Raw genomic sequence first — 24495 nt, forward strand, 5'->3', positions numbered from 1 at the left:
TCTGATGTGAACATACGAGAATGGAGGCAATTTAACGCAATCATTCGCGGCTTTGCCCCGGTTTTCGGCGCGCCGGGGCTACACGGCGCTGACCCGTCTCGCTAGGATGGGCGCAAAGCAAACCGAAAAGGCCATGACATGAGCTACGATCCCGACAATATATTTGCCAAAATCCTGCGCGGCGAAATTCCAAGTTTCAAAGTTTATGAGGACGATGATACCTATTGCTTCATGGATATCATGCCGCGCAGCGACGGGCATTGCCTGGTTATCCCGAAAACGCCCTGCCGCAATATTCTGGATGCAAGCCCTGCACAGCTGAGCGCTTGCATGGCGACGGTCAACAAAGTGGCCAATGCCTGTATGACGGCCTTCAACGCGGACGGTATCACGCTTCAGCAATTTTCCGAAGCCGCGGGGGGGCAGGAGGTATTCCACCTGCATTTCCACATTCTTCCGCGCCTTGATGGGCTTGCGACGCGCCCTGCTGGCAAAATGGGGGATATGGAGCAAATCAAAGCTCATGCCGATGCGATAACGGCTGTGCTGGCTGCGGGCTGATGCGCTTTGAACCTGTGATTTGAAGTGTTTATTGCGAAATTGGCGCGCTTTTTCGGGAGAAAATCCTGAGAAAGCGCTTGAAAGGCTTGAAACTCCCAAAGGCGTCACTATTTCGACAGAGTCCCTAGGTTTTTGTGTGTGACATGTTAGGCTTCGCGCACAAAAAACAAAAAAACAGGGACAAATTCAATGAAACCTCCTCTGATGGATCTCCACATCGAGACCGCGATAAGCGGCTTTTACAAAGGGTTCGCCAAGAATGTGACGGTGGCCGGCAAAGTGATTGTCGGCGCGCTTATCATTTGGGCCGTGGCCTTTCCGACGCAAGCCGCCTCTGTGCTCTCGAGCATCAATGGCGTCATTCTGTCGACGTTCAACTATTGGTATGTTTTCGTGATGGCCTTCTTCGTGCTGGTTTGCCTCTTGCTGGCGATCTGGCCTGCGTCGGGCCGTTTGAAACTGGGGCATCCCGAGGACAAGCCGGAGTTTTCAAATTTCTCGTGGTTCTCGATGATGTTCGGTGCCGGTATCGGTATCGGCATGCTGACCTTTGCCACCGCAGAGCCCATGTATCACTGGGCCTCCAACCCTGACACCATTCGCGGGATCACCGAGGGCAGCAGCGCGGAGAATGTGCGCGCCGCCTATGTGTGGTCCTTCACCCATTGGGGCCTTGCTGCGTGGGCCGCATATGCGATCGTCGGGCTGAGCCTTGCCTATTTCGCCTATCGCCGCGATTTGCCACTGACCATTCGCTCCGCGCTTGTGCCCTTGTTCGGGCGCAGCCTGTCGGGGCCTTTGGGGCATACGATTGATGTGGTTGCGGTTGTGGCCACAGTGCTTGGCGTGAGCCAAACGCTTGGTTTTGGCGTCGAGCAATTTGTTGCGGGTCTAAGCCGCATCGGCTTTGGTGACTGGCTCTATACGGCGACGGCAGATGGCGGGCAGAAGGTCTCTATCATGGCGATCATTCTGGCGCTGGTTGTGATCATGGGGGCCTCGACGCTTTCCGCGCTTTCGGGCGTCGGCAAGGGCATCAAATGGCTGTCGAACATCAACATGGGCCTCAGCTTTTTCATTCTGGCGTTTTTCTTGATCTTCGGATCGACCTTCTTTGGACTTCAGGCGCTGTTCCTTGGTATTTGGGACTATCTCGTTTCGATCCCTAGCAACATCCTGACCGTCTGGGCCAAGGACGGCACGGAAACCGGTGATGCGCTTGCGGGCTGGCAGGGTGGCTGGACCATCTTCTACTGGGCTTGGTGGATTGCATTTGCACCCTTCGTAGGCGTGTTCCTTGCGCGTATTTCCAAAGGGCGCACCGTGCGTGAATATGTGCTCGGCGCGATCGTGATCCCGGCCTTCATGTGCTTTGTGTGGTTTGCAATCGTTGGCGGCACAGCCATTGATCTGGAGCTGAACGGCAATGCCAATGGCGCAATCACCGGCGCAGGGCAGGCAGATCAGCTCTTTGCGATGCTGGGTGTGATCCTTAGCCCGACACTGGCGTGGATCATGTCGATCGTCGTGGTGGTGTTGTTGCTCACCTACCTTGTGACCTCGGCGGACTCGGCTGTTTTGATCATCAACACGATCAACGCGGCGGGCGACGAGGGTCCAAAGGCACGTCCACATATCCTGTTCTGGGGGGCGGCACTGGCCTTTGTGGTCGGCGGCTTGATCATCGCGGGTGGTCTGGGTGCGATCCAGACGGCCATGGTGATCGGCGCGCTTCCGTTCAGTCTTGTTATGGCGCTGATGGGCATTTCTGTGCTCAAAGCGATCTGGCGTGACGGCAAACGCGAAAAGATGGGGGTCGCTTCGACCTCTGCTGAAGTGGCTGCGACTGCTGCGGCCGAGTAAAACAGGCGCTTAACGTTGCGCCCCTGAGAGGCCCCGATGCTTGCGCGTCGGGGCCTTTTGGTTCTTTGTAGGCACCGAACACTTTGGGGATATTTATCATGGCACTCGATCTGGATTTCGTGCGTGCGCAGTTTCCGGCCTTCAACGAGGCGGCATTGCAGGGGCAGGCGTTTTTCGAAAATGCGGGCGGCAGCTATACTTGCGCGCCGGTGATCGAGCGCTTGATGCGCTACTACACCCAGCGAAAAGTGCAGCCCTACGGACCCTACGACGCCTCGCGCCTTGCGGGCGAGGAGATGGACGAGGCGCGGGTGCGCCTTGCTGCGATCATGGGCGTTGACACGGACGAGGTGTCCTTTGGCCCCTCCACGACGCAAAACACCTATGTTCTGGCGCAGGCCTTTGCCGGCTTTATGCAGCCCGGCGAGGCGATCGTGGTCACCAATCAGGACCATGAAGCCAATACCGGCCCTTGGCGCCGTTTGGCCGAACGCGGCATCGAGGTGCGCGAGTGGAAGATTGATCCGGATACGGGCCATCTGGACCCAGAAGCGCTGGCTAATCTGCTGGACGAAAAGGTGCGGCTGGTGTGCTTTCCCCATTGCTCCAATGTGGTGGGGGAAATCAATCCGGTCACTGAAATCACCGCAATGGCCCATGCGGCGGGTGCGTTCGTTTGTGTAGACGGCGTGTCCTATGCGCCCCATGGCATCCCGAATGTGGGCGAGCTTGGCCCCGATATCTATCTGTTCTCCGCCTACAAGACTTATGGGCCACATCAGGGCATCATGGTAATGCGCCGCGCGTTGGGAACGACTTTGCCAAATCAGGGGCATTTCTTCAACGAGGGCACGCTGTACAAACGCTTCACGCCCGCAGGGCCGGATCACGCGCAAATCGCGGCTAGCGCAGGGATGGCTGATTATATCGACGCGCTTGCCGCGCACGAGGGCATTACCGGCGACGGCGCTGCGCGCGGGGCAGGGGTGCATGATCTGATGCGCGCACATGAGGTGGAACTGCTGCAGCCCTTGCTCGATTACGCATCGACGAAGAATTCTGTGCGGCTTATCGGCCCTGATCAGGCCGCTTCGCGCGCTCCGACCGTGGCCCTGGCCTCGCAGGAGAACGCTGAAGTTCTGGCGCAAAGGCTGGTCAAACACGGCGTCATGGCGGGGGGTGGTGATTTCTATGCTGTACGCGCGCTGCAAGCGATGGGCGTGGATATGGACAAGGGCGTGCTGCGCGTGAGTTTCACGCACTACACCAGCAAAGCGGAAATAGAACAGCTTTTGAATGCCTTGGATGATATTCTTTGATCTAGTGCAGCAGTGGGCGCGTATCTAGATAAAAGAAACACGGCGGGGACTTCGTGAGCGATAAAAAACCGATACTTGTCTGGTTCAGACGGGACTTACGCCTGTGTGATCATCCGGCCCTCATTGCTGCTTGCGAGAGCGGCGCACCGGTGATTGCCGTTTTCATCAAGGACGATGTGGTGGAGGGCCTTGGCGCTGCACCAAAGTGGCGTCTTGGCGCGGCATTGGCGACGTTTGCCGACGCGCTCAAAGCCAAGGGCGGCGCGCTTGTCCTGCGCTCAGGGCCTGCGCTTGAGGTGCTGCAAAAGCTGATCGGGGAGACCGGCGCAAGCGCGGTCTACTGGTCGCGGCTTTATGATCCCGAGTGCACCGCGCGCGACACCAAAGTGAAAGCGGCGTTGAAAGAGGCTGGCATCGAGGCGCGCTCGTTCGGTGGGCATTTGATGTTCGAGCCTTGGACGGTCGAGACCAAGACAGGCGGCATGTATAAAGTGTACACGCCGTTCTGGAAGAGCGTGAAGGATCGCGGCGTGGATGCGCCCAAACCCGGGCCCAAGAATATCCGCTCGCCCGAACACAGCCCTGCAAGCGAGGCGCTGTCGGACTGGCAGCTTGGCGCTGCGATGCACCGGGGAGCCGATATTGTCGCGCGCCATGCCCAAGTGGGCGAGCAGGCGGCGCAAGATAGACTGGCTGAGTTCATCGAGGGCGATGTCGATAAATATGTCGAGCAGCGCAATATCCCCTCCGTGCGCGGCACATCGGGGCTAAGCGAGAACCTTGCGCTTGGGGAAATATCGCCTCACCAGTGTTGGCATGCGGGAATGCGCGCGCTGCACGGCGGCGCGGACGATGCCGAGGTGTTCCTGAAGGAGTTGGTCTGGCGCGAATTTGCCTACCACCTGATGCACCACACTCCGCATATCCTAAGCGGCAACTGGAAGCCAGACTGGGACAAATTTGCGTGGAACGAGGACGCTGAACATCCCGAGGTTATTGCGTGGAAACAGGGGCGTACGGGGATTGAATTTGTCGATTCTGCGATGCGTGAAATGTATGTGACCGGCAAGATGCACAATCGGGGCCGGATGATCGTCGCCTCCTACCTCACCAAACACCTGATGAGCCATTGGAAGATCGGCAAGGCCTGGTTCGAGGAGTGCCTGACCGATTGGGACCCTGCTTCCAACGCGATGGGCTGGCAATGGGCCGCCGGATCGGGGCCGGATGCGTCACCCTATTTTCGCGTGTTCAATCCAGTGACACAGCTGGATAAATTCGACGCGGGCCGCGGCTATGTGCGCGCTTGGATTGCCGAGGGGCAAAGCACGCCGCCAGCCACCGCGCTGAGCTATTTCGAGGCGATACCACGCGCATGGAACCTGAGTGCGACGGAACTTTATCCGCAGCCGGTGGTCGATGCGGCGCTCGGGCGCAAACGCGCGCTGGACGCCTACGCGGGGCGCAACTTCTAGCGCATACAAACTTTCACGATCTTGCGCCGCAGGGCGATCCTGCTGCATTCTGACTTTAACGACAGGGCATGATGCGCGCGATAGCGCCGCCCGCTTCACCGATTGGGGGGTGATATGATCTACACATCTACCGAGGGCCAAAAAGGCCTACCGCGCTATTTTTCCCGCGTTTTCGCAATGTCTGGCGCGATGAACAACGGGCGGGTAGATTTTCACATGCCCGACGGACGCGTGTTTCGCGCCGAGGGCAAAAATCCTGGCCCCGTCGCCGAATTGCATGTGCACAACCCCGATCTTTTTGCGCGCCTGATCCGCGAGGGCGATCTGGGTTTTTGCGATGCCTATCTTGATAGCTGGTGGTCTACGCCTGATTTGCAGGCCTTCATGGACCTCGTTCACATGGACAACGAGGACGTCTATGACGGCTTTCCCGGCATGGGGCTGGTGCGTGCGCTGGAGAAATTCCGCTTTTGGCTGCAACGCAATCACCGCGAGCAAGCGCGCAAGAATATCTCGTATCACTATGATCTGGGGAATGAATTCTACGGGCTTTGGCTTGATGAAACGATGACCTATTCCTCGGCCATTTTCGAGACTGGCCAGGAAAGCATGGAAAAAGCGCAGATCGCCAAATATGCCTCGATGGTGGATGAAATGGGTGCCAAGCCCGGGGATCACGTGCTGGAAATCGGTTGCGGCTGGGGCGGCTTTGCCGAATATGCCGCGCGCGAGCGCGGGTTGAAGGTGACAGGGCTGACCATTAGTGAGGAGCAGTTTAAGTACGCCACGCAGCGCATTGAAAAAGCTGGTCTTTCCGATATGGTCGAATTCAAGCTACAAGACTACCGTGACGAGACCGGAAGCTATGACGGCATCGCCTCCATCGAGATGTTCGAGGCGGTGGGCGAAAAATACTGGCCGGTTTATTTCGAAAGTGTGCGCGAGCGGCTCAAACCGGGTGCGCGCGCGACCTTGCAAATTATCACCGTCGCGGACCGGCGCTGGCAGGTCTATAAACGCGGCGTGGATTTCATCCAGAAATACATTTTCCCGGGCGGTATGCTGCCCAGCCCCGGCGCGCTCAAGGCTGAGGTACATAAGGCCGGGCTTGATGTGATCAGATCGAAGGAATTCGGCGAGAGCTATTCAATCACGCTGCGCCGCTGGTTCAAGACGTTCAACGACAAATGGGATGTGGTCGCGGATATGGGCTTTGACGATCGTTTCCGGCGGATGTGGAACTTTTATCTCACCTCTTGCGCTGCGACGTTTCAAAGCGGAAACTGTGATGTAACACAGATCACCATTCGCAAGCCCGTTTAATGCAGAAAGCGCCCCCTCATGCCCACTGCCGCCCGTATTACTGCCGCTTTGTGCCTTGCGGCTTTGGCATGGCTGGTCTCGGATTTGATCAAACCGCTGTTCGATGAGGACAAGAATTTCGGCTCGTTCAATCTGGTCAATTTTTGCATCGGTTTTCTTGTCGGCTGGAAGGTCGTTGGAAGCCGCGCAGGGCGCGGCGTTGGCGCGGCGATCAACAATGGGTTGACGGGCGGCGCGGTGGCGCTGTTCTGGGTGCTGCTGGTGCATTCGTTTTACAGGATGTTCAGGATTTCCATGCGTGGACGCTATGACGGGGCGCTGGATGCGGGCGGCGCTGCGTTCAAGATCATGGCTGATTATGCGCTCTTGATTGCAACGCCGACGATCATCCTCACGTTTGTCGCAGGCTCGGCGCTTGTCGGCTTGATTGCTGAACTTGTGTCGCGGCGTGCTTCATGAGCGTGGACAAGGCGCGCGCGCTGTTCTTTTATGGAACGCTGCGCCATATGCCGCTGCTGGAAATCGTGCTTGGCCGCGACGCGGCTTTGATTGATGTGCGCCCAGCGCAATTGCCGGATCATGCCGTGAACTGGGCCGAAGGCGAGATGTTTCCGATGATCGCTGCGCAACAGGGCGCGGCGGCGCAGGGGCTTTTGGTGCAGGGCCTGAGCGAGCAGGATATCGCGCGCCTGCGTTTCTACGAGGGCGGCTTTGCGTATGACCTTTCGCCGCGCGTGGTAGAGATAGGCGGTGCAGAGCGCGCAGCAGAGGTGTTTTTCCCCGCGCGCGATAGCTGGCGTGCAGGTGCGCCTTGGGATTTGCAGGCGTGGCGTGGCGAATGGGGCGCGCTGAGCGAGCATGCGGCGCGTGAAGTCATGGAGCATTTCGGCCAGCGCAGCGCGCAGCAGATTGCGCATCTGTTGCCGTTTTTTCGCGCGCGCGCCTGGGCGAAAGAGCTTGCCAAAGACGGTGCGCCAAGCACGCTGCGGCGCGATATGCAAAGCGGTGCGGTCAGCTTGCGCAAACGCGATGATGGCTACGCCGGTTTTTTTCGCCTCGAGACTTTCGACGTCAGCCATACGCGCTTTGACGGAGGGCAAAGCGAGACCCTCGAGCGCGGCGCATTCGTCGCCTATGACGCAGCGCTGGTGCTGCCCTATGACCCTGCGCGCGATCTGGTGATGCTGATCGAACAAATGCGCTACGGCCCGCTTTTGCGCGGTGACCCGCGGCCTTGGTGCCTCGAACCGATTGCGGGGCTTGTGGATGCGGGCGAAGCACCGATCGAAACCGCGCGCCGCGAAGCGGTGGAGGAGGCGGGGCTGGTTCTGAAGGACATCCGCCCGATGTTGAAAACCTACGCTTCGCCCGGCTATTCAACCGAGTTTTTCCATTGCTTTTTAGGTCTTTGCCCGTTGGACCCTGCGCAAGAGGGGCTGCATGGATTGGCAAGCGAGAGTGAGGATATTCGCAGTCACGTCATGCCCTATACGCGCGCCATGGAACTGCTGGAGAGCGGCGAGATCAATCAGGCACCACTGGCGATGATGCTGCTGTGGCTTGGGCGGCAGCGCAGTGAATTGCGCGGGCTTGCGTGATCTTGTGATCGTGGGCCCACACCCGCTATCAAGTGGGGGCCAGCCCCACACCCGCTACCACGTGGGGGCCAGCCCCCATACCCCCGCGATATTTATGGAAAGAGGAAGGGATGGTGCGGCAATGCCGGATGAGCTGCGCCGCAGTGGCTTGAGTTAGCTTTGCCGCGCGCATAGGTAGGGGCAAGCAAGGAGATACGCAAATGATTGTCGCGCAGGATTTGGCCCGGGCCATTGGAAATACACCGCTCATCAAGCTCAAGGCCGCATCGGACGCGACGGGCTGCACCATTCTGGGCAAGGCGGAGTTCATGAATCCCGGCCAATCGGTCAAGGACCGTGCGGCGCTCTCGATTATTCAGGCGGCGGTTGCCAGCGGCGCGTTGAAACCCGGGGGCACGATTGTCGAGGGCACGGCGGGGAATACCGGCATCGGCCTTGCGCTGGTTGGCGCGTCCATGGGGTTCAAGACGGTGATTGTCATTCCCGAGACGCAGAGCCAAGAAAAGAAAGATATGCTGCGCCTTGCGGGGGCTGAGCTGGTGCAGGTGCCTGCTGCGCCCTACCGCAATCCGAACAATTTCATCCGCTACTCCGAACGCCTAGCCAAAGAGCTAGCGCGCACCACCAACGAGGGTGTGATCTGGGCGAACCAGTTCGACAATGTGGCCAATCGCCAAGCGCATATCGACACCACCGGCCCTGAAATCTGGGAGCAGACAGGCGGCAAGGTGGATGGTTTCGTCTGCGCCGTTGGCTCGGGCGGCACGCTGGCGGGAGTTGGCATGTCGCTTCAGCCCAAAGGCGTCAAGATCGCGTTGGCGGACCCGGACGGGGCCGCGCTGCACAGCTATTACACCACGGGCGAGTTGGCGATGAGCGAGGGTGGATCGATCGCGGAGGGCATCGGGCAGGTGCGCATCACCGCGAACCTTGAGGGCTTTACGCCGGATATGTCTTTCAACATTCACGACGACGAGGCGCTGCCGATCGTCTTTGATCTGTTGCAAAATGAGGGCCTGTGCCTTGGTGCATCTTCTGGCGTCAATGTCGCTGGTGCGATCCGCATGGCGCGTGAAATGGGCCCCGGGCATACGATCGTCACTATCCTGTGTGATTTCGGCACGCGCTATCAGTCCAAACTGTTCAACCCAGAGTTCCTTCGCGAAAAAGGCCTGCCCGTGCCTGCTTGGCTTGATAGGGCACCTGCCAGCATTCCTGGCGTATTCGAGGAAGTATGATGTCGCTGTTCACGCTGCTGCGCGCGCTATGTATTGCGCTGATCCTTGCAACGCCAAGTGCATCGCTGGCGCAAAATGCAGGGCCGGACTACGAGGAATGGGTGAAAGTGGCGCAGCGCGCCGAGATTGCCGTGGAAAACGGGCGTGCCTCGACAGGCGCGCTGGAGGCGCTGCGCATTCAGGTTGTGGGCTGGCGCGAGCAATTTTTGACCGCCCAGCAAGGCAATCAGGCGCGCATCGTTACGCTGCAATCGCAAATTGCCTCCCTTGGCATTCCTGAGGAAGGCATCGCGGAGGCACCCGACATTGCGGCGCGGCGCAGCGAGCTTAACGATCAACTGCAACGCTTGCGCACGCCCATCGTCGCCGCCGAGGAGGCTTATAGCCGTGCGGACGGAGTGATCAAAGAGATCGACCGGCTGATCCGCGAGCGCCAGACGGACGAGTTGCTGCGCAGCGGGCCAAGTCCGCTAAATCCGGTGCATTGGGCACCTGCGCTTGAAACCTTGAGCCGCTCTAGCCTTGCCGTCGTGCAGGAAGCCGTGTCGGCCTATAAGTCAGAAGCGCAGCGCAAGACTGCGAGCCAGGATTTGCCCGAAGTCATCATCCTGACGCTGATCGGTTTCGTGCTGATGCTACGCGGTCGGCGCTGGTCTCTTAAAATCGTCGATGTATTGCGCCGCTATACCAAGCGCGGAACGGACGTGTGGCGCTTTATCGCTTCGCTTTTGCAAATCCTGCTGCCTTTCGCTGGCCTTACCGCGCTAGTCGAGGCGGCCTTCGCCCTAGGGCTGGTCGGGCTGCGTGGCACGCTGTTGCTAGATAATGTTCCAAGCTACGGTCTTCTGTTGTTGGTGTTCTGGTGGCTGGGTGGGCAGCTGTTTCCGCGCAAAGACGAAGAAGCGATGTTGCCCATCGAGGGCTCGCACCGCGCGGAGGCGCGATGGTACATAACGGCCAGTGCGATTATCCTGATTGCGGCGCAGGTGCTGCAAGTGCTGGCAACCTATGATGAGTGGCGCGATGCCACGCGCGCTGTTCTGGGCTTTCCGCTTTTGATCGTCACCGGCCTTGTGCTATTTCGCGTTGGCACTTTGCTGCGTGGGGGCATGGTCGAGCCGACGGATGAAGATGACGGCTGGCTCTACCGTATGCGTATTGCGCGGCTTTTGGGGCAACTGGCTGTGGTGATCGCTGTGATTGGTCCGGTTATTGCGGTGCTTGGCTATGGCACGGCGGCGGCGCGTTTGATGTTCTCTTCCGTCGCCTCGATGGCGCTGCTGGGTCTGTTGTTGGTGATGCAGGCCTTCATCGCAGACCTTTATGCCTTTTTGATGCGCAAGGAAGTCAAGGACAAGGAAGGCGGCTTGATCCCCGTGCTTTTGGGCTTTGCACTGGTCATGGCGTCGCTTCCGGTTCTGGCACTGATCTGGGGCGCGCGGTGGGCGGATATCACCGAAGTCTGGACGCGCTTTCAGGAAGGGTTCTCCATTGGGGACAGCCGGATTTCGCCGTCCGATTTCCTGACCTTCGCCGTGCTCTTTAGCATTGGCTATATGGCGACGCGCTTGCTTCAGGGGGCGATGCGCACGACCATTCTGCCGCGCACCAAACTGGATGCGGGGGGCCGCAATGCCATCGTTTCCGGCATCGGTTATGTGGGTATCTTCCTTGCTGCTGTGATTGCCATCAGCTCTGCCGGCATCGATCTGAGCAGCCTTGCGATCGTTGCGGGTGCACTGTCCGTTGGCATCGGTTTCGGTCTGCAAAACATCGTGTCCAACTTCGTGTCGGGCATTATCCTGCTGATCGAGCGGCCGATTGCCGAGGGCGACTGGATCGAAGTGGGCGGCAAGATGGGCTATGTGCGCGGCATTTCCGTGCGCTCGACCCGTATCGAGACGTTTGATCGAACAGATGTGATCGTGCCCAACGCCGATCTGGTTAGCGGCATGGTGACCAACTGGACGCGCGGCAAGACGGTGGGGCGGGTGATCGTGCCCGTGGGCGTGGCTTACGGCAATGACACACGCAAGGTCGAGAGCATTTTGCTGGGCATCGCGCGCGAACATCCGATGGTCTTGCTTAATCCCGAACCGTCGATCGTGTTTCAGGGCTTTGGCGCGGATTCGCTTGATTTCGAGATCCGCGCGATCCTGCGGGACGTGAACTATGTGCTGAGTGTGAAGTCGGACATGAACCACGAGATTGCCAAACGCTTTCAGGAAGAAGGCGTGGAAATTCCATTCGCGCAGCGCGATATCTGGATTCGCAATCCCGAGGCGCTTACCCAGTCAGGACCAAGGCCTCTGACAGGCGAGGAGGATAATTCTGCATGACCCTGCCATTGTTCTTGGAGGATGCTTATCTGCGCGATGCGCGTGCGCGGGTGATTGAACACACGCCCGAGGGCGGGGTGGTGCTGGATCGCTCGATCTTTTACGCGGCGGGCGGCGGGCAACCCGGTGACAGCGGCGTGATCACATGGGGCACGCGCCGGCTTGGCATTGCGACTTGTGTTAAAGTGGAGGGCAGCGCGCAGGGCTATACGGCGCTGGTCGCGGCCGAGCCTGCGCCCCTGCCGCCTTTGGGAGCGGTGGTCGAGCAATCGCTCGATTGGGAGCGCCGCCACGCGCATATGCGTGTGCACTCGGCGCTGCATTTGCTGTCGGTTGTCATTCCACTGCCGGTCACAGGCGGCTCGATCTCTGCAGGCAAAGGGCGGCTCGATTTTGATATGCCTGATGCGCCAGAGGACAAGGACGCGCTGGAGCGTTCGCTCAATGCGTTGATCGAGCTCGATTATGTGGTGAGCGAGGAGTGGATCAGCGATGAAGAACTGCGCGCCAATCCGCAATTGGTGAAAACCATGTCCGTGCAGCCACCCGTCGGGGCAGGGCGCGTTCGACTGGTGCGCATTGGCGATGCCACCCGCCAGATTGATCTGCAACCCTGCGGCGGCACCCATGTGGCGCGCACCTCTGAAATCGGCCGCGTGCGCATCGGGAAGATCGAGAAGAAGGGCAAGCAAAACCGCCGTGTCTATCTGCATTTGGACGACTGACTAGAGCTTTGAATCTAAACACAGATCATGTGTTGCTCTAAAGATTCTCACCGCGCGGGACAAACCTTTGCCCCCTAGTCAATAGGCCAGCGCAGCCATTAACCTTAAGAAAATTATAAAAAACTTTCTGAGGTTTGGGCATGACAAACGCAGTAAAACTTTGCGCGCATATAAAACAGGACGTGAGCAAGGTTTTTGCTTATCAATATCTGGTTACTCCGGGGAAATCGGAGCAAATCGACGGTATGTCTGTTTTGCCGTTCGGGAAGTTTTCCATCCATGTCGGGGCCAAACTGCACTCGGCATTGCTCACCGATTGCAAGGGGCGCTTTTTCGGATATGTGCTTGGCATCGCGGTTGATCGCTCCGGCTTGATCAAGGGCGAGCATCAACTGGACGAGCTTGATCTGGACGACCCGCAGCTTTTCGCGCGCTTTGCCGAATATCTTGACGATGTCGCGGGGCGCTATGTGGTCCTGTGCGGCGCGGGCACCGAGCAGCGCGTCTACACCGATCCGGTCGCGATGATCGGCTGTGTCTATGATCCTACCAGCCAACGGGTTGCGTCATCACTGAACCTGACGCTGAACCACGACATCGTGCTGAATTCCAAATCCGATCATGAGGCCGTTGAAAAAAGGGGTGGCAAGTACATCCTGTTCAATACGCGCGATGAATACTGTCGCCGCATGAACGGCAGCTTCTATCTTGATCTTGAAACGATGATGGAAACCCGTTTCTGGCCGCGCACCGATCGCTTTGAAGTTCCCCTGAGCAAGTATGGCAAGGTCTACGATGAAATCATCAACACCGCGCGCCACGTCATCGGGGCGATCACGGACCGATTCAAAACGGCGATGCCGCTCTCTGGCGGGCGCGACAGCCGCTTACTCGCGGCGATGGCCGGCGAGCATATCCACAAGGTCAACCAGCCGTTCACCCACATTACAAATTTCGCCACGCGCTATGATGCGACCGTTGCCTCCCTGATTGGCAAGCATCTGGATATTCCCCATGAGGTGCATAGCTGGCGTCAACCCTCGCCGCCCGAGCGCTCGAAATTTCAGTACAGACAAGATCTGCGCGGGTTCCAAACCGCTGTTGGCGCGCCCGTGCGTATGCCCGACGAAATGGAACGCAACGTGCATCAGCTTTTGCACGAGGATCAGGTGGTCTTGCGTGGGCATCTGACCGATCTTTTGCGTGCGGTATATGTGTTCACCAGCAAGCGGAGCCGCTGGAAGGAATTCGACTGGCAAGTGCAGCGCTTGTTCCCCGTAGCCTTGAGCGACTTCAATCAGGATATCTACAAGACATTCTTGCCCGACTTTACCGCATGGCACAGCTCTTTGCCGCCCGCCGCGCAGGAGTTGCCGCTCGATTTCATGTTTATCGAGGCGTATTATAATGCCACCGTCGGCTTTACCTTCAATGGCTTGCACAAGCATTTCTACATGTCGCCCTTCAACAGTCGCCGCCTGATCGAGCTTAGTCTGGCAATCAACGTGGACTACCGGCGCACCGGCAAACCTGTGGATGACATCATCTATCGTATTGATCCCGGGCTTTGCGCGATTCCCTATTACAAAGAAGCGGGGGCGGATTTGTCGGTTCTGGAATACGACTCTGATTGGCGCTCTATCTCGAGCGAACGCATGGCCGATGTTCAGTGCCGCTTTGATACAAATTATGCCGAAGCCGCCGCCTTTATCGAGCAATACGAAAAAGAGAGCGCGAAACCCGTTCTTTCACTGGCGTCCTAAAGGCAGGAGTTGCGTATCTGGCACTGTTTTGAGGGGATCAAGACGGCATATGCGGCTGCACAACAGCTAATCGCAATCTAAGTGTGCGTTATCATAGTTTTGCGCTTGCATAGTGCCTTTCGTTTTGGGTAAACCCCGCGCAATGGATCGGTGGCCGAGTGGTCGAAGGCGCACGCCTGGAAAGTGTGTAGGCGGGAGACCGTCTCCAGGGTTCGAATCCCTGTCGATCCGCCATTACCCTCCCTTATTTCATATGTCCGCTCATTTGACGGGAAACCGCATGCTTGCGGTGTGCTTAATCCCCGTCCGCGACGCCCTTGGCGCGCATGCGCGCGCGCTGTGCGCGGTAGGTGGGCAGGACGATCAACAGCGCCGCGATCACCAGAAGCCCCAGTGTCATAGGCCGCTCCCAGATAAAGCTGATGCCGTCATATAGCTGCATCGAGCGCGAGAAGTTATCCTCGAGCATGCCGCCAAGGATGAAACCGATCAACAAGGGGGCCAGTGGATAATCGGCAAAGCGCAGCGCAGTGGCGCAGACCCCGAACCCGACGAGGAACAGTAGTTCGGTTGCGTTGTTCTGCCCGATGTAGGCCCCCATGAGCGTAAAGAACAAAATGAAGGGGATCAGATAGTTACGCGGAATTGCGAGAATTTTTGCGATATAGGGAATAAGCGGCAGGTTCAGGACCAGCAGGACCAGATTGCCGATGAACATCGACATGATGACAGCCCAGAAGATCTGTGGCTCGTCGATCATCAGGCGTGGCCCCGGCGTCACGTTGAGCGCGATCAAAGCGCCCAGCAAAATCGCCGTGGTGCCTGAGCCGGGGATGCCCAGCGTCAACAGTGGCACGAAGGATCCGGTACAGGCGGCGTTGTTGGCGGTTTCAGGCGCGGCGAGCCCCTTGATCGAGCCTTTGCCAAATTCTTCCTGCTCGTGCTTGGGGGCGATATTGCGCTCGACCGCGTAGCCGAGAAAGCTGGCGATGGTTGCGCCTGCGCCGGGGAGCACACCGATGAAAAAGCCTTGAATGGATTGGCGCCCGATAACGGGGGCAATTGCGCGTGCCTCTGCCCGCGTGATGCGCATATCCTTGATTTCACCGCTATTTGCCGCATTGGCCGAGCGTGGTTTGAGCACCAGAAACAACGCCTCTGGCAGCGCGAACATCGCCATGGCCAGCGTGATAAACCCGAAGCCCGACTGCAAATCCATGATCCCCATTGTAAAGCGCGGCATGTTGAAAAGCGCGCCCTCGCCAACGGTGGCCATCATCAGCCCCAGCACCGTCATCAATAGCGCCTTTGCCACTTGCCCCGTGCCCGCAAAAGCCGCGATGGCCGAAAGGCCGACGACCATGAGCGCGAAATATTCAGCCGAATGGAAGAGCAGCGCGACCGAAGACAGGGCAGGCGCAAAGATCATCAACAAGATCGCGCCAATCGTACCGCCGCAAAAACTTGCCACCGCCGCGATGGTCAGCGCCTTGCCGGCCTTGCCCTGCTTTGCCATGGGAAAGCCGTCGAAACTGGTCGCGACGGTGCCCGCCACCCCCGGCGCATTGAGCAGGATCGACGAGGTCGAGCCGCCGAAGATTGCGCCATAGTAGACACCTGCAAGCAGGATCAAAGCCGCCGCAGGATCGCCCATGGAGATCGCGACAGGGATCATGATCGCGATGATCGACATCGGGCCTAGCCCCGGCAACATGCCGATGAACGTGCCGATCAGGCAGCCACCGATCACCATAGCAAGCATCTGGAACGACAGGGCCGTTTGTAGGCCGATCAAAAGTCCTTCGAGCATATCATCAGCCTCCTATGAAACCGGGGAAGGGGCGCAGGTAAATGCCCAGCACCTGTTGCACCAGATACCAGACCACCGCTGTCGCGATCACCGCGGCAAGCAGCATGATATGCCATTTACGCTCACCCAGAATGAATGCGCCCAACACGAGAAAGGCAATATTAGAGCTGATAAAGCCCAAAGGGCGCAGGCTCAGCGCATAAAGCACCATGAGCACCAGCAGCAGGATTGCCTGCCAGAGGTGATACTCGCCAAGGCGGCGGTAATCGATATCGGCTTCTTTCACGACGCTTTTTTCAAGGCCCAGTACGATGATGCCCGCGGCGATGATTCCAAGGATCGACAAGACTTTGGGAAAGGTGCTCGGCCAGATCGGATTGCGCTGCATGAACGGTGCGAGGCCTTGGTCCATGGTGAACCACGCTGCATAGCCATAAGCGAGGCAGATGCAAAGAATGACAAGTGCGATCCAGCGATCAAGGGCCATGGGCTGCGCGTCCTTATTCAAAGAGAGAGGGGCGAAGCAGTCTCCCGCTTCGCCCCTTTGGTTTACTTAGAGAAAGCCGAGCTTTTTCATCAAATCACCGATGACCTGCTCCTGATTTTCCAAGAAAGCTTTGAAGTCATCGCCCGAGTTGTGGATGTTGACCCAGCCGTTGCGCGCGCGCACGCTCTCCCATTCGGGCGTATCATACATCTTGATGATCGCGTCCTGATACATCGCCAACTTGTCCGCTGGCAGACCCGGAACGCCGAAGAAGCCACGCCAGTTAACGAAGGACGTGTCGATGCCTTGCTCTTTCATGGTCATTGCGTCCGGTGCCGCTGCCACGCGCTCGTCCGAGGTGACGCCGATGATTTTCACTTCGCCCGCATTGGCCAGATCGACCGCTTCGGAAAAGCCCGTGGAGAGCGCTGCGATTTCGCCCGAAAGCAGCGCGGCCATGGCCTTGCCGCCCGCGTCATAGGGGATGTACTTCACGCCAAGCGCGTCCTTGCCTGCCGCTTCCATGACCATCGCCGCAACAAGGTGATCCATGCCGCCGGGAACCGAGCCGCCGCCGACGGCGGTCTTGGAGGGATCCGCGTCATAGGCCGCCAGCAGGTCTGCCATGGAATTGATCGGGCTGTCTTTGCCCACGACGATCGCCGCGTAATCGCCGATCGTGCCAGCGACCAGCGTCAGATCGCGAAAGTTATGCGGGAACACGCCGGTGAGCGAGCGGATCACGATGGGCGTGGAATTGACCATGAGCGTGCCATGATTGCTCTCGGCGTTCTCGATCATGAAACCGATGGCTTTGCCGCCACCGCCGCCGGACATGTTCTCGTAAGATGCGGTGCCGACAAGGCCAGCCCCGGTGAGCGCTTCGCCCGTGCCGCGCGCCGTGCCGTCCCAGCCGCCGCCCGCGCCGCCCGGAATAATAAAGTGCAAGCTATCAAGCACTTGATGCCCGTCAGCCAGTGCTGGCGCGCCAAGGCTCATTGCCGCCATGCTCGCTGCGGCGAATGCGCGGCGCGTAAGTTTCAATGTCATAGATAGATCCTCCCAGAAATACGACAGGCCGCTTTGCGGCTCGGGTGAACCCGGACCTTAAGCAAAGGCATCGGCGCTGTCATCCTAAATGGCGCTCCGTTTTTGCACATGGGTTCTCTGATATCATTCACCAAGGCGTTGCTCAGGGTGTCTATACCAACAATCTCGACTTCGCACATGCCGCGGCGCTCGAGGAACAGGCAGAGCCCCGCGAACCGATGGCGTGCTGTCTGCAAGCCTGTATAACATAAGGCGCAGTGAGGGGGGGATCGTATCCGGCATGGAAAACTGCGCATTCGAGCCCACACCTTGCAGGCATCGAGAGGGTAAAACGTATCTAAGCTGACGCAAGCCGCATGCTGACATGTGATTTGGCGGAGCGAAAGTCTTTAGAGCTTTATCATTACCTTTTGATGTAATTCATTATTTCCATATTTTTATGGAAAAATACCATAGTTCTAACCACACCCCACACCACGTTATCCGAAATCGCAATTTAAGAAGTTCGATCTGGATCGATCCTGTTAGTTAATCTTCACGCCTCGAGCATCAATTATGCCCCATGACCAACAGCTCTTGTCTTCCTCGGGGTTATCGCAAAACTCGAAGTCTTCAAGGTCTTTCGTATTTAGCCCGTCTATATGTTCAAGATATTCGAAGGTTGCGTTTGGTTCGATCCACATTCGGCTAAAAGCAGAATAGGATTTTTTCACACCATCTTTGTCTATTTGGACAAGTTCTAGTTCTAACCAAGTAAACACCGTGTCTGAGCGCTTGTTTTGCAACGAAGCGCCCAATGATACCTTTTCGCCTACTTTTCTTGGTCCGCCCAAGCCAGTCAGTTCACTTGCCACTAACCTAACTTCCAAGGAGCTCGCGCAGGCGATTTTCATAGCAGCTTCAGATAGCAATTCGTTCGAAGCCAAGCGTACACATTCAACAATTCCAGCTAACGTGCCGTGTCGAAATTGCTCATTGTATGCTTTCAGCAGAGGCCTAAATCCAATTAGAGAAAGCGCCAACGCGGCAGCAAGCACTATGATCAAGTAGGACTTCAATTTTTCGTTTGCCAAGGCTACGCTCTTTTCCTGTTTGATAAAATTAGCCTGTTGAGGCTACGGCTTCAGTTACTCGGCTCAATAAAATTCAATACAATCAAGTGCGCGGGCGACGAGATGTCTGACCAATATATTCATATATCACACCTCCGAAATTCTTGATCAATGCCCAAGTGGCGTAAATGTGAGTGAATAAAATGTTATGAAAAGCCGCATTGGCGGAGCGACAGGGATTCGAACCCTGGGAACCCGTGAAGGCTCAACGGTTTTCGAAACCGTCCCGTTCGACCACTCCGGCATCGCTCCGCGAGGTGTGGCTGGCAACCCGATAATCGCAGCGGCCCGCCCATGCAACCCATTTTTCGCGCGCGCGCCGATGCAGGGGCCAACGCGCACCTGGCATCCATTGGCACCGCGCGTTCGAATGCTTATGTAGGGCACTCAGGATAGAAGCCTAAAGAGGGATATCACCGTGCGTTTGCCCATCGTCTTTGCGAGTGCTTTGCTCGTTTGTCTGCCCGTTTTTGCCAGTGCGAACGAGGCAACCGATCGGCTGCTCGGCGTGCTTGGCATGGAGCGTATGGTTGCTCTTATGCGCCAGGAGGGCCTCGAATATGCGGTGGAGCTGGGCGATGAAATGTTGCCGGGCGGTTATTCGGAAAGCTGGGGCGATGCGGTTTCGCGAATCTATGACATCGATGCGATGGAAACTTCTGTACGGCGCGGCTTTGAAGCCGGGCTGGAGGGCGTGAATCTGGCTCCGCTCGAAGCCTTCTTCTATACGCCGCTTGGCGCGTTGATTGTCGATCTGGAGCTCTCTGCACGCAGCGCGATGATGGAGCAGGAAATCGAGGATGCGGCCAAGGAGCGGGCCCGCTCCGACGAGCGCACGGGCGATGATGCTTTTGTGCTTACCGATGACTTTGTCAAGGCGGGCGACCTGCTCGAAGCTAATGTGGTCGGCGCGCTGAACTCTAACATTCAGTTCTATCGCGGCCTCGTCGATGGCGGTGCCTTTGCGCTCTCCGAAGAGGAAATTCTAGCCGATGTCTGGAGCCAGGAAGAGGAGCTGCGCGCCGAAACCCGCGACTGGCTTTATGGCTTTTTGATCATGGCCTACAGCCCCTTGGAGCCGGGTGCGCTCGAAACCTACACAGAGCTGGTTCTGACACCAGAGGGGGGTGCCATGACACGCGCGCTCTTCAAGGGATTCGATGATATGTACGGCGATATCAGTTATGCTTTGGGCCTTGCAGCAGCGCAGGCAATGAAGGCGCAGGACATCTAGCGCCGCGCCCTTGATGCCTATGCCTGAATGATCTTCGCGATTTCGGCCAGCTTGGCGATAGGATCCTGCGCGCTCCAAATTTCTTCGCCCAGAGCAATAAAATCGCTCATCGGTGCGAACTCTCTCAGCGCCTCGGCGTCCAATGCGCCCTCTGCGACGATGGGCACTTCGATCACTTCGGACCACCACTTGAACAGATCGGCGCTGGCGCGTGTGCCATCGCCAAGCGCACCAGCGCCGATGGGACCAAAACTCACGTAGTCCGCTCCAGCTTCGCCTGCGCTCATCCCGTCGTGGCGCGATGTGCCGCTGAAGGCACCGACGATGGCATCATCGCCCAGCATCTTGCGCGCTTTGGCAATGCGCCGCGCGCCGTCTCCGAGATGCACGCCGTCCAACCCGAGTTTTTCCACCAGCAAAATATGTTCGTTAATGACAAGGGCGACGTCGCGCGCCATGCTCACCTCCAACAGCGCATCTGCGGCGCGGCAAATCTTTTCCTCATCCTGTGTCGCCAGTGCAAGGCGTACACAAGCCACGTCCGCACTATCAAGCACCTGACCGAGCAAAGTGGCGAAATCGCGCGGATCGAACTCCGGCGGTGTGATCAAGTATAATTGTGGCTGCTCGATTTCGACCATGGGACGCGCTCCGTCTAAGCTGTTTCGCTTCCTATAACGCGCCTGATCCGGTTTGACTATGTGAACTCGTGCCTCAAAGCTGCCTTTGCTTGCTTCTTCGGTCTCCAAATACCTCGGGAGAGCGCGAGAGGGCTGGCCCTCTCGCATCCCCACCTTGAAAACAGTGCCAAGCCCGAATATCAGCGCAGAACCACGCCAAGGAGCACCTGAAATGCCCACCGACACCGCCCAACCCAGCTTTGTTCTTGTGCGCCCGCAAATGGGTGAAAACATCGGGGCCGCCGCGCGCGCGATGTGGAATTTCTCGCTTGATCGCATGCGCCTCGTCGATCCGCGCGACGGTTGGCCCAATCCCAAGGCCGATGCAATGGCCTCTGGCGCCGGGCGGCTTCTGGACGAAGCGCAGTTCTATAATACCACTGCCGATGCGGTTGCGGATTGCACCTATGTCTTTGCCACAACTGCGCGTCAGCGCGGCCTCACCAAACCCGCGTTCTCGCCCGAGGGCGCGATGAAACTGGCGGCGCAAAAAATCGCGCAGGGCGAAAAGATTGCAGTGCTCTTCGGGCCCGAACGCGCAGGGTTGGAAAACGATGATATCGCCCGCGCCAATGCGGTGATAAACGTGCCTGTGAACCCCGAATTTGCCTCGCTCAACCTTGCGCAATGCGTGCTCCTGACCGCCTATGAATGGCAGCGCCAGGTGGCCGATATCACCCACGCACGCACCGAAATGGCCAAGACCGTCTGGGCCTCGCAAGGCGAGAGCGAAGCCTTGGCGAGGCACTATGAAGAGCGCCTTGATGAGGCTGGTTTTTTCTTTCCACCGGAAAAGGTCGAAAGCATGCAGGTGAACCTGCGCAACATGTGGTCGCGCATGCCGCTGACGCGTGCGGATGTGCAGATGCTGCATGGCATCCTGCGTCAAATGGTGCGCTGGAAAGATAAAACCTGATTGACGCTTGAAGGGGCAGGGGGCGAGGCCTACCCTTTTGCGCACCCCCACCTCCCGAATGAGGCAAAGCATGAGCACGAGCAAAAAACGTAGTATTTTCGAAGAGGTCGATACGGCCGAAAAGGGCGCGCCGGTGACTGGCGTGATAGATGCAGGCAAGCGCGGAGCGCGGCGCGGCATTCGTATCTGGCTGACACTGCTTTTCGCGCTTTTGGTCGTGATGATCGCGGTTGGCGGGCTGACGCGTCTGACCGACAGCGGCCTGTCGATTACCGAATGGAAGCCCGTTACAGGCGCGATGCCCCCTTTGAGCGCTGCTGAGTGGGACTCAGAATTCGACAAATACCGTGCGATTCCCGAGTACCAGTTGCAAAACAAGGGCATGTCCTTGTCCGAATTCCAGTTCATCTACTGGTGGGAATGGGGCCACCGCCAGCTTGGCCGCGTGATCGGCCTTGTCTGGGCGATCGGCTTTTTCGGCTTTCTGCTCACCAGAAATATCCCGGCTGGCTGGACGGGCCGTCTGCTTGGCCTTGGAGCGCTTGGCGGTTTGCAAGGTGCGATCGGCTGGTGGATGGTGTCCTCCGGTCTTACCGGCGGCATGCTTGATGTTGCCTCCTACCGCCTTGCCACGCATTTGGGTCTGGCTTTCGTCATTCTGGGCCTTATCGCCTGGTACATGTTCGAGCTTAAATGCTCCGAACGCCAGCTCATGCAGTGCCGCCGCCACCGCGAGGTCAAGCTCTTCTCGATGAGCACAGGGTTCATGCACTTCACCTTTTTGCAAATCTTGTTGGGCGCTTTGGTAGCAGGCATCGACGCGGGGCGTAGCTATACCGACTGGCCGCTTATGGCTGGCAATGTGCTGCCACCCTATCCCTTTGAAATGACACCGATCTGGCGCAATTTCTTTGAAAACGCAGGGCTTGTGCAGTTCATGCACCGCGTTGCGGGCTATCTTCTGTTCGCCTTTGGCATCGTGATCTGGCTGCGCGCACGCCGCTCGCCCAATTCCGGCACACGCCGCGCGTTCAGCGCTGTGATCGCGATGATGAGCGTGCAAATGTTGCTTGGTATTGTTACCGTGCTCTACGCGGCGCCCTGGCATATTGCGATTGTGCATCAGCTTGGCGCGGTCGTGCTTTGGGTGCTGGTCTTGCGCGCGCGGTTTTACGCGGGTTACCCGACACCGGACAGTCTGCGAGGAGCAGTGTAATGAGTGCTTATGACGATTTGATGGCGCACCAGCGCGAAACAGAAGCGCTTGGCGCGGTCATGGGCCGCTTGGGCTGGGATCAGGAAACTGTGATGCCGCGCGGGGCTGCGCCGCAGCGGGCCGAGGAAATGGCGGCGCTCGAGGGCGTTTTGCACGCGCGCCGCACGGATGCGCGCATTGGCGAATGGCTCTGCAATGCGCAAGCGCCGGACGAGGCAGGCAAGGCGCAGTTGCGCCTGATCACCAAGTCATACGAGCGCGCGCAAAAAGTGCCCGCCGATCTGGCACAAGCGCTGGCGAAACTCACCTCCGCGAGCCAAGGCATCTGGGCGCAGGCGCGTGAAGACGAGGATATCGCGGCCTTCTTGCCGACCCTGAAAGAGGTGGTCGCGCTGAAACGCGAAGAGGGCGCAGCGCTTGCCGCGGGCGGCGACGTTTACGATGCAATGCTGCAAGATTATGAACCGGGTGCCAGCAGCGATAGCCTAAGCGCGATGTTTGCCGCCCTGCGCCCACGCCTCACGGCGCTGCGCGATCAGGTGATGGCGCACGAGCAGCCAGCCGATCTCGATTTCGACTTCGACGAGGGCAAGCAGATGAAGCTGACCCGCAAACTGGCGAAAACCTTTGGCTATGACATGAGCCACGGGCGCGTCGACAAGGCGGTGCATCCGTTTTCCTCCGGCTCGGGCCAAGACGTGCGCATCACCACCCGCACCAGCGCGCGTGATCCGTTCAACTGTCTCTATTCCACCATCCATGAAGTTGGCCATGCGTGCTATGAGCAGGGGATTTCAAAGGATTATCTGCTCACGCCCCTCGGCAGCGGCGTCTCCATGGGCGTGCATGAAAGCCAGAGCCGGATTTACGAGAACCAGATGGGCCGCTCGCGCGCGTTCTGTGGCTGGCTCTATGGTCAAATGCGCGATGCTTTTGGCGATTTCGGCGTCGCGGACGAGGATACGTTCTACCGCACCGTGAACAAACTGCGCAGCGGCTTCATTCGCACCGAGGCCGACGAGGTGCAATATAACCTGCACGTGCTGCTGCGCTTCGATCTGGAGCGCGCGTTGATTTCAGGTGATCTTGCCGTCGATGATCTGGAAGCCGCATGGAACGATCGTTTTGCGGCTGATTTCGGCTACGGCGTGGACAAGCCGTCAAACGGTCTGTTGCAGGACGTGCATTGGTCCGTCGGCCTGTTCGGCTATTTTGCGACCTACAGCTTGGGTAATGTCTACGCGGGTTGCCTCAATGCTGCGATGCGCGCGGACTTGCCCGATTTTGATGCGTCGCTGGCCATAGGCGATCCGTCCCTGGGCACCGAGTGGCTGAACGAGGCCTTGCAGCGCCACGGCGGGTTGCGCGAGCCGCGCGCGACGATTGCACACGCCTGTTCGGGCACCGAGCCGAGCGAGGGGCCATTGCTGGATTATCTGGAGGCGAAATTCACTAGGTTGGCGGTTTGATAAGTGGTTTGTTCGAAGTTGAGTGTCAGGGATTTATAGACCACGCTCAACTTTGAGCAGATCAGGCTTGGTGGAACAGGGTGCGAATGTTGTGTATCGGGTGATGTGTTGTGCACGTTTGAGGGGAAGTGAGGGCATAAACCTTCAACAATCTATTTGGTTTTGAATGGGGTTTGTGGCAGCTAAAAACAGGCCGTTTCCCAAGCGTTCCAAAAAGGAGGGTTTTTGGAAGGCAACGGGCGAGGGCGGATTTCCCGAAAGCAGACGTCCGTGCGTAGCGCAGCGAACGGCAGCAATGATGAAGGTTTTTCGATGCG

Annotated in this window: 20 protein-coding genes and 2 tRNA genes; 16 read left to right on the forward strand and 6 right to left on the reverse strand. The window is 58.2% G+C overall.

The genetic code is table 11. The features are described 5' to 3' along the window. Window positions 1-138: 138 nt before the first annotated feature. From B9P63_RS04100 to B9P63_RS04155, 12 genes are all read left to right on the forward strand, one after another. Window positions 139-561, forward strand: coding sequence for an HIT family protein (locus B9P63_RS04100; RefSeq protein ID WP_085307294.1), 423 nt, complete (start codon window positions 139-141; stop codon window positions 559-561). A 189-nt stretch (window positions 562-750) separates the two neighbouring features. Beyond that, complete coding sequence (locus tag B9P63_RS04105; protein ID WP_085307295.1) at window positions 751-2424, forward strand: BCCT family transporter; 1674 nt, start codon at window positions 751-753, stop codon at window positions 2422-2424. Between the two features lie 98 nt (window positions 2425-2522). After that, window positions 2523-3743, forward strand: a complete 1221-nt coding sequence (locus B9P63_RS04110) for an aminotransferase class V-fold PLP-dependent enzyme (RefSeq protein WP_085307296.1) — start codon at window positions 2523-2525, stop codon at window positions 3741-3743. 53 nt (window positions 3744-3796) lie between these two features. Next, window positions 3797-5218 carry a cryptochrome/photolyase family protein gene (locus B9P63_RS04115; protein WP_085307297.1) on the forward strand — a complete coding sequence of 474 codons (1422 nt, stop codon included), beginning with the start codon at window positions 3797-3799 and terminating at the stop codon, window positions 5216-5218. 114 nt (window positions 5219-5332) lie between these two features. After that, window positions 5333-6541, forward strand: coding sequence for an SAM-dependent methyltransferase (locus B9P63_RS04120; protein WP_085307298.1), 1209 nt, complete (start codon window positions 5333-5335; stop codon window positions 6539-6541). An 18-nt stretch (window positions 6542-6559) separates the two neighbouring features. After that, window positions 6560-7000, forward strand: a complete 441-nt coding sequence (locus B9P63_RS04125; RefSeq protein ID WP_085307299.1) for a TrgA family protein — start codon at window positions 6560-6562, stop codon at window positions 6998-7000. Then, window positions 6997-8139, forward strand: a complete 1143-nt coding sequence (locus tag B9P63_RS04130; protein ID WP_085307300.1) for an NUDIX domain-containing protein — start codon at window positions 6997-6999, stop codon at window positions 8137-8139. Before B9P63_RS04125 ends, B9P63_RS04130 begins: the two co-directional genes overlap by 4 nt. Before the next feature lie 200 nt (window positions 8140-8339). Beyond that, a complete protein-coding gene (locus B9P63_RS04135; RefSeq protein WP_085307301.1) occupies window positions 8340-9377 on the forward strand; it encodes a cysteine synthase A in 1038 nt (345 codons plus the stop codon). Further along, window positions 9374-11716, forward strand: coding sequence for a DUF3772 domain-containing protein (locus B9P63_RS04140; RefSeq protein WP_245830548.1), 2343 nt, complete (start codon window positions 9374-9376; stop codon window positions 11714-11716). The genes B9P63_RS04135 and B9P63_RS04140 overlap by 4 nt, the downstream gene beginning before the upstream one ends. After that, entirely contained in the window at window positions 11713-12441 is a 729-nt protein-coding gene (locus B9P63_RS04145) for an alanyl-tRNA editing protein (protein ID WP_085307302.1), read from the forward strand. Before B9P63_RS04140 ends, B9P63_RS04145 begins: the two co-directional genes overlap by 4 nt. A gap of 140 nt (window positions 12442-12581) precedes the next feature. After that, entirely contained in the window at window positions 12582-14204 is a 1623-nt protein-coding gene (locus B9P63_RS04150; protein ID WP_085307303.1) for a hypothetical protein, read from the forward strand. Between the two features lie 144 nt (window positions 14205-14348). Further along, a tRNA-Ser gene (locus tag B9P63_RS04155) sits at window positions 14349-14438 on the forward strand. Between the two features lie 61 nt (window positions 14439-14499). On the opposite strand, the gene B9P63_RS04160 is transcribed toward B9P63_RS04155, so the two are convergent. From B9P63_RS04160 to B9P63_RS04180, 5 genes are all read right to left on the reverse strand, one after another. After that, the gene (locus tag B9P63_RS04160; protein ID WP_085307304.1) at window positions 14500-16014 is read right to left on the reverse strand and encodes a tripartite tricarboxylate transporter permease; all 1515 of its coding nucleotides are present in this window, start codon (window positions 16012-16014) and stop codon (window positions 14500-14502) included. Window positions 16015-16018: 4 nt separating this feature from the next. Then, the gene (locus B9P63_RS04165) at window positions 16019-16501 is read right to left on the reverse strand and encodes a tripartite tricarboxylate transporter TctB family protein (protein ID WP_085307305.1); all 483 of its coding nucleotides are present in this window, start codon (window positions 16499-16501) and stop codon (window positions 16019-16021) included. Window positions 16502-16567: 66 nt separating this feature from the next. After that, the gene (locus B9P63_RS04170; protein ID WP_085307306.1) at window positions 16568-17551 is read right to left on the reverse strand and encodes a Bug family tripartite tricarboxylate transporter substrate binding protein; all 984 of its coding nucleotides are present in this window, start codon (window positions 17549-17551) and stop codon (window positions 16568-16570) included. A 524-nt stretch (window positions 17552-18075) separates the two neighbouring features. Continuing rightward, window positions 18076-18624, reverse strand: coding sequence for a hypothetical protein (locus B9P63_RS04175; protein WP_085307307.1), 549 nt, complete (start codon window positions 18622-18624; stop codon window positions 18076-18078). A gap of 201 nt (window positions 18625-18825) precedes the next feature. Beyond that, a tRNA-Ser gene (locus B9P63_RS04180) sits at window positions 18826-18915 on the reverse strand. Between the two features lie 166 nt (window positions 18916-19081). Between B9P63_RS04180 and B9P63_RS04185 the strand changes: the two genes are divergently transcribed. Continuing rightward, window positions 19082-19897 carry a hypothetical protein gene (locus B9P63_RS04185; RefSeq protein ID WP_245830549.1) on the forward strand — a complete coding sequence of 272 codons (816 nt, stop codon included), beginning with the start codon at window positions 19082-19084 and terminating at the stop codon, window positions 19895-19897. Between the two features lie 17 nt (window positions 19898-19914). Here B9P63_RS04185 and B9P63_RS04190 read toward each other — a convergent pair whose 3' ends face one another. Next, on the reverse strand, window positions 19915-20538 hold the full coding sequence (locus B9P63_RS04190) for a thiamine phosphate synthase (protein ID WP_085307308.1): 624 nt from the start codon (window positions 20536-20538) through the stop codon (window positions 19915-19917). A 211-nt stretch (window positions 20539-20749) separates the two neighbouring features. Between B9P63_RS04190 and B9P63_RS04195 the strand changes: the two genes are divergently transcribed. The 3 genes from B9P63_RS04195 (at window position 20750) to B9P63_RS04205 (ending at window position 24178) form a co-directional block, all read left to right on the forward strand. Beyond that, entirely contained in the window at window positions 20750-21493 is a 744-nt protein-coding gene (locus B9P63_RS04195; protein WP_085307309.1) for an RNA methyltransferase, read from the forward strand. A 70-nt stretch (window positions 21494-21563) separates the two neighbouring features. Beyond that, a complete protein-coding gene (gene ctaA, locus B9P63_RS04200) occupies window positions 21564-22709 on the forward strand; it encodes a heme A synthase (RefSeq protein ID WP_085307310.1) in 1146 nt (381 codons plus the stop codon). After that, window positions 22709-24178 carry a carboxypeptidase M32 gene (locus B9P63_RS04205; protein ID WP_085307311.1) on the forward strand — a complete coding sequence of 490 codons (1470 nt, stop codon included), beginning with the start codon at window positions 22709-22711 and terminating at the stop codon, window positions 24176-24178. Before ctaA ends, B9P63_RS04205 begins: the two co-directional genes overlap by 1 nt. The last annotated feature ends 317 nt before the right edge of the window (window positions 24179-24495 follow it).

It is taken from the genome of Planktotalea arctica, assembly GCF_002105285.1.
GTDB classification, from domain to species: domain Bacteria; phylum Pseudomonadota; class Alphaproteobacteria; order Rhodobacterales; family Rhodobacteraceae; genus Planktotalea; species Planktotalea arctica.

Coding starts and splice junctions, on each gene's coding strand:
- B9P63_RS04100 (WP_085307294.1), top strand. CDS start 139: ATGAGCTACGATCCCGACAATATATTTGCCAAAATCCTGCGCGGCGAA.
- B9P63_RS04105 (WP_085307295.1), top strand. CDS start 751: ATGAAACCTCCTCTGATGGATCTCCACATCGAGACCGCGATAAGCGGC.
- B9P63_RS04110 (WP_085307296.1), top strand. CDS start 2,523: ATGGCACTCGATCTGGATTTCGTGCGTGCGCAGTTTCCGGCCTTCAAC.
- B9P63_RS04120 (WP_085307298.1), top strand. CDS start 5,333: ATGATCTACACATCTACCGAGGGCCAAAAAGGCCTACCGCGCTATTTT.
- B9P63_RS04125 (WP_085307299.1), top strand. CDS start 6,560: ATGCCCACTGCCGCCCGTATTACTGCCGCTTTGTGCCTTGCGGCTTTG.
- B9P63_RS04130 (WP_085307300.1), top strand. CDS start 6,997: ATGAGCGTGGACAAGGCGCGCGCGCTGTTCTTTTATGGAACGCTGCGC.
- B9P63_RS04135 (WP_085307301.1), top strand. CDS start 8,340: ATGATTGTCGCGCAGGATTTGGCCCGGGCCATTGGAAATACACCGCTC.
- B9P63_RS04140 (WP_245830548.1), top strand. CDS start 9,374: ATGATGTCGCTGTTCACGCTGCTGCGCGCGCTATGTATTGCGCTGATC.
- B9P63_RS04145 (WP_085307302.1), top strand. CDS start 11,713: ATGACCCTGCCATTGTTCTTGGAGGATGCTTATCTGCGCGATGCGCGT.
- B9P63_RS04150 (WP_085307303.1), top strand. CDS start 12,582: ATGACAAACGCAGTAAAACTTTGCGCGCATATAAAACAGGACGTGAGC.
- B9P63_RS04160 (WP_085307304.1), bottom strand. CDS start 16,014: ATGCTCGAAGGACTTTTGATCGGCCTACAAACGGCCCTGTCGTTCCAG.
- B9P63_RS04165 (WP_085307305.1), bottom strand. CDS start 16,501: ATGGCCCTTGATCGCTGGATCGCACTTGTCATTCTTTGCATCTGCCTC.
- B9P63_RS04170 (WP_085307306.1), bottom strand. CDS start 17,551: ATGACATTGAAACTTACGCGCCGCGCATTCGCCGCAGCGAGCATGGCG.
- B9P63_RS04190 (WP_085307308.1), bottom strand. CDS start 20,538: ATGGTCGAAATCGAGCAGCCACAATTATACTTGATCACACCGCCGGAG.
- B9P63_RS04195 (WP_085307309.1), top strand. CDS start 20,750: ATGCCCACCGACACCGCCCAACCCAGCTTTGTTCTTGTGCGCCCGCAA.
- ctaA (WP_085307310.1), top strand. CDS start 21,564: ATGAGCACGAGCAAAAAACGTAGTATTTTCGAAGAGGTCGATACGGCC.
- B9P63_RS04205 (WP_085307311.1), top strand. CDS start 22,709: ATGAGTGCTTATGACGATTTGATGGCGCACCAGCGCGAAACAGAAGCG.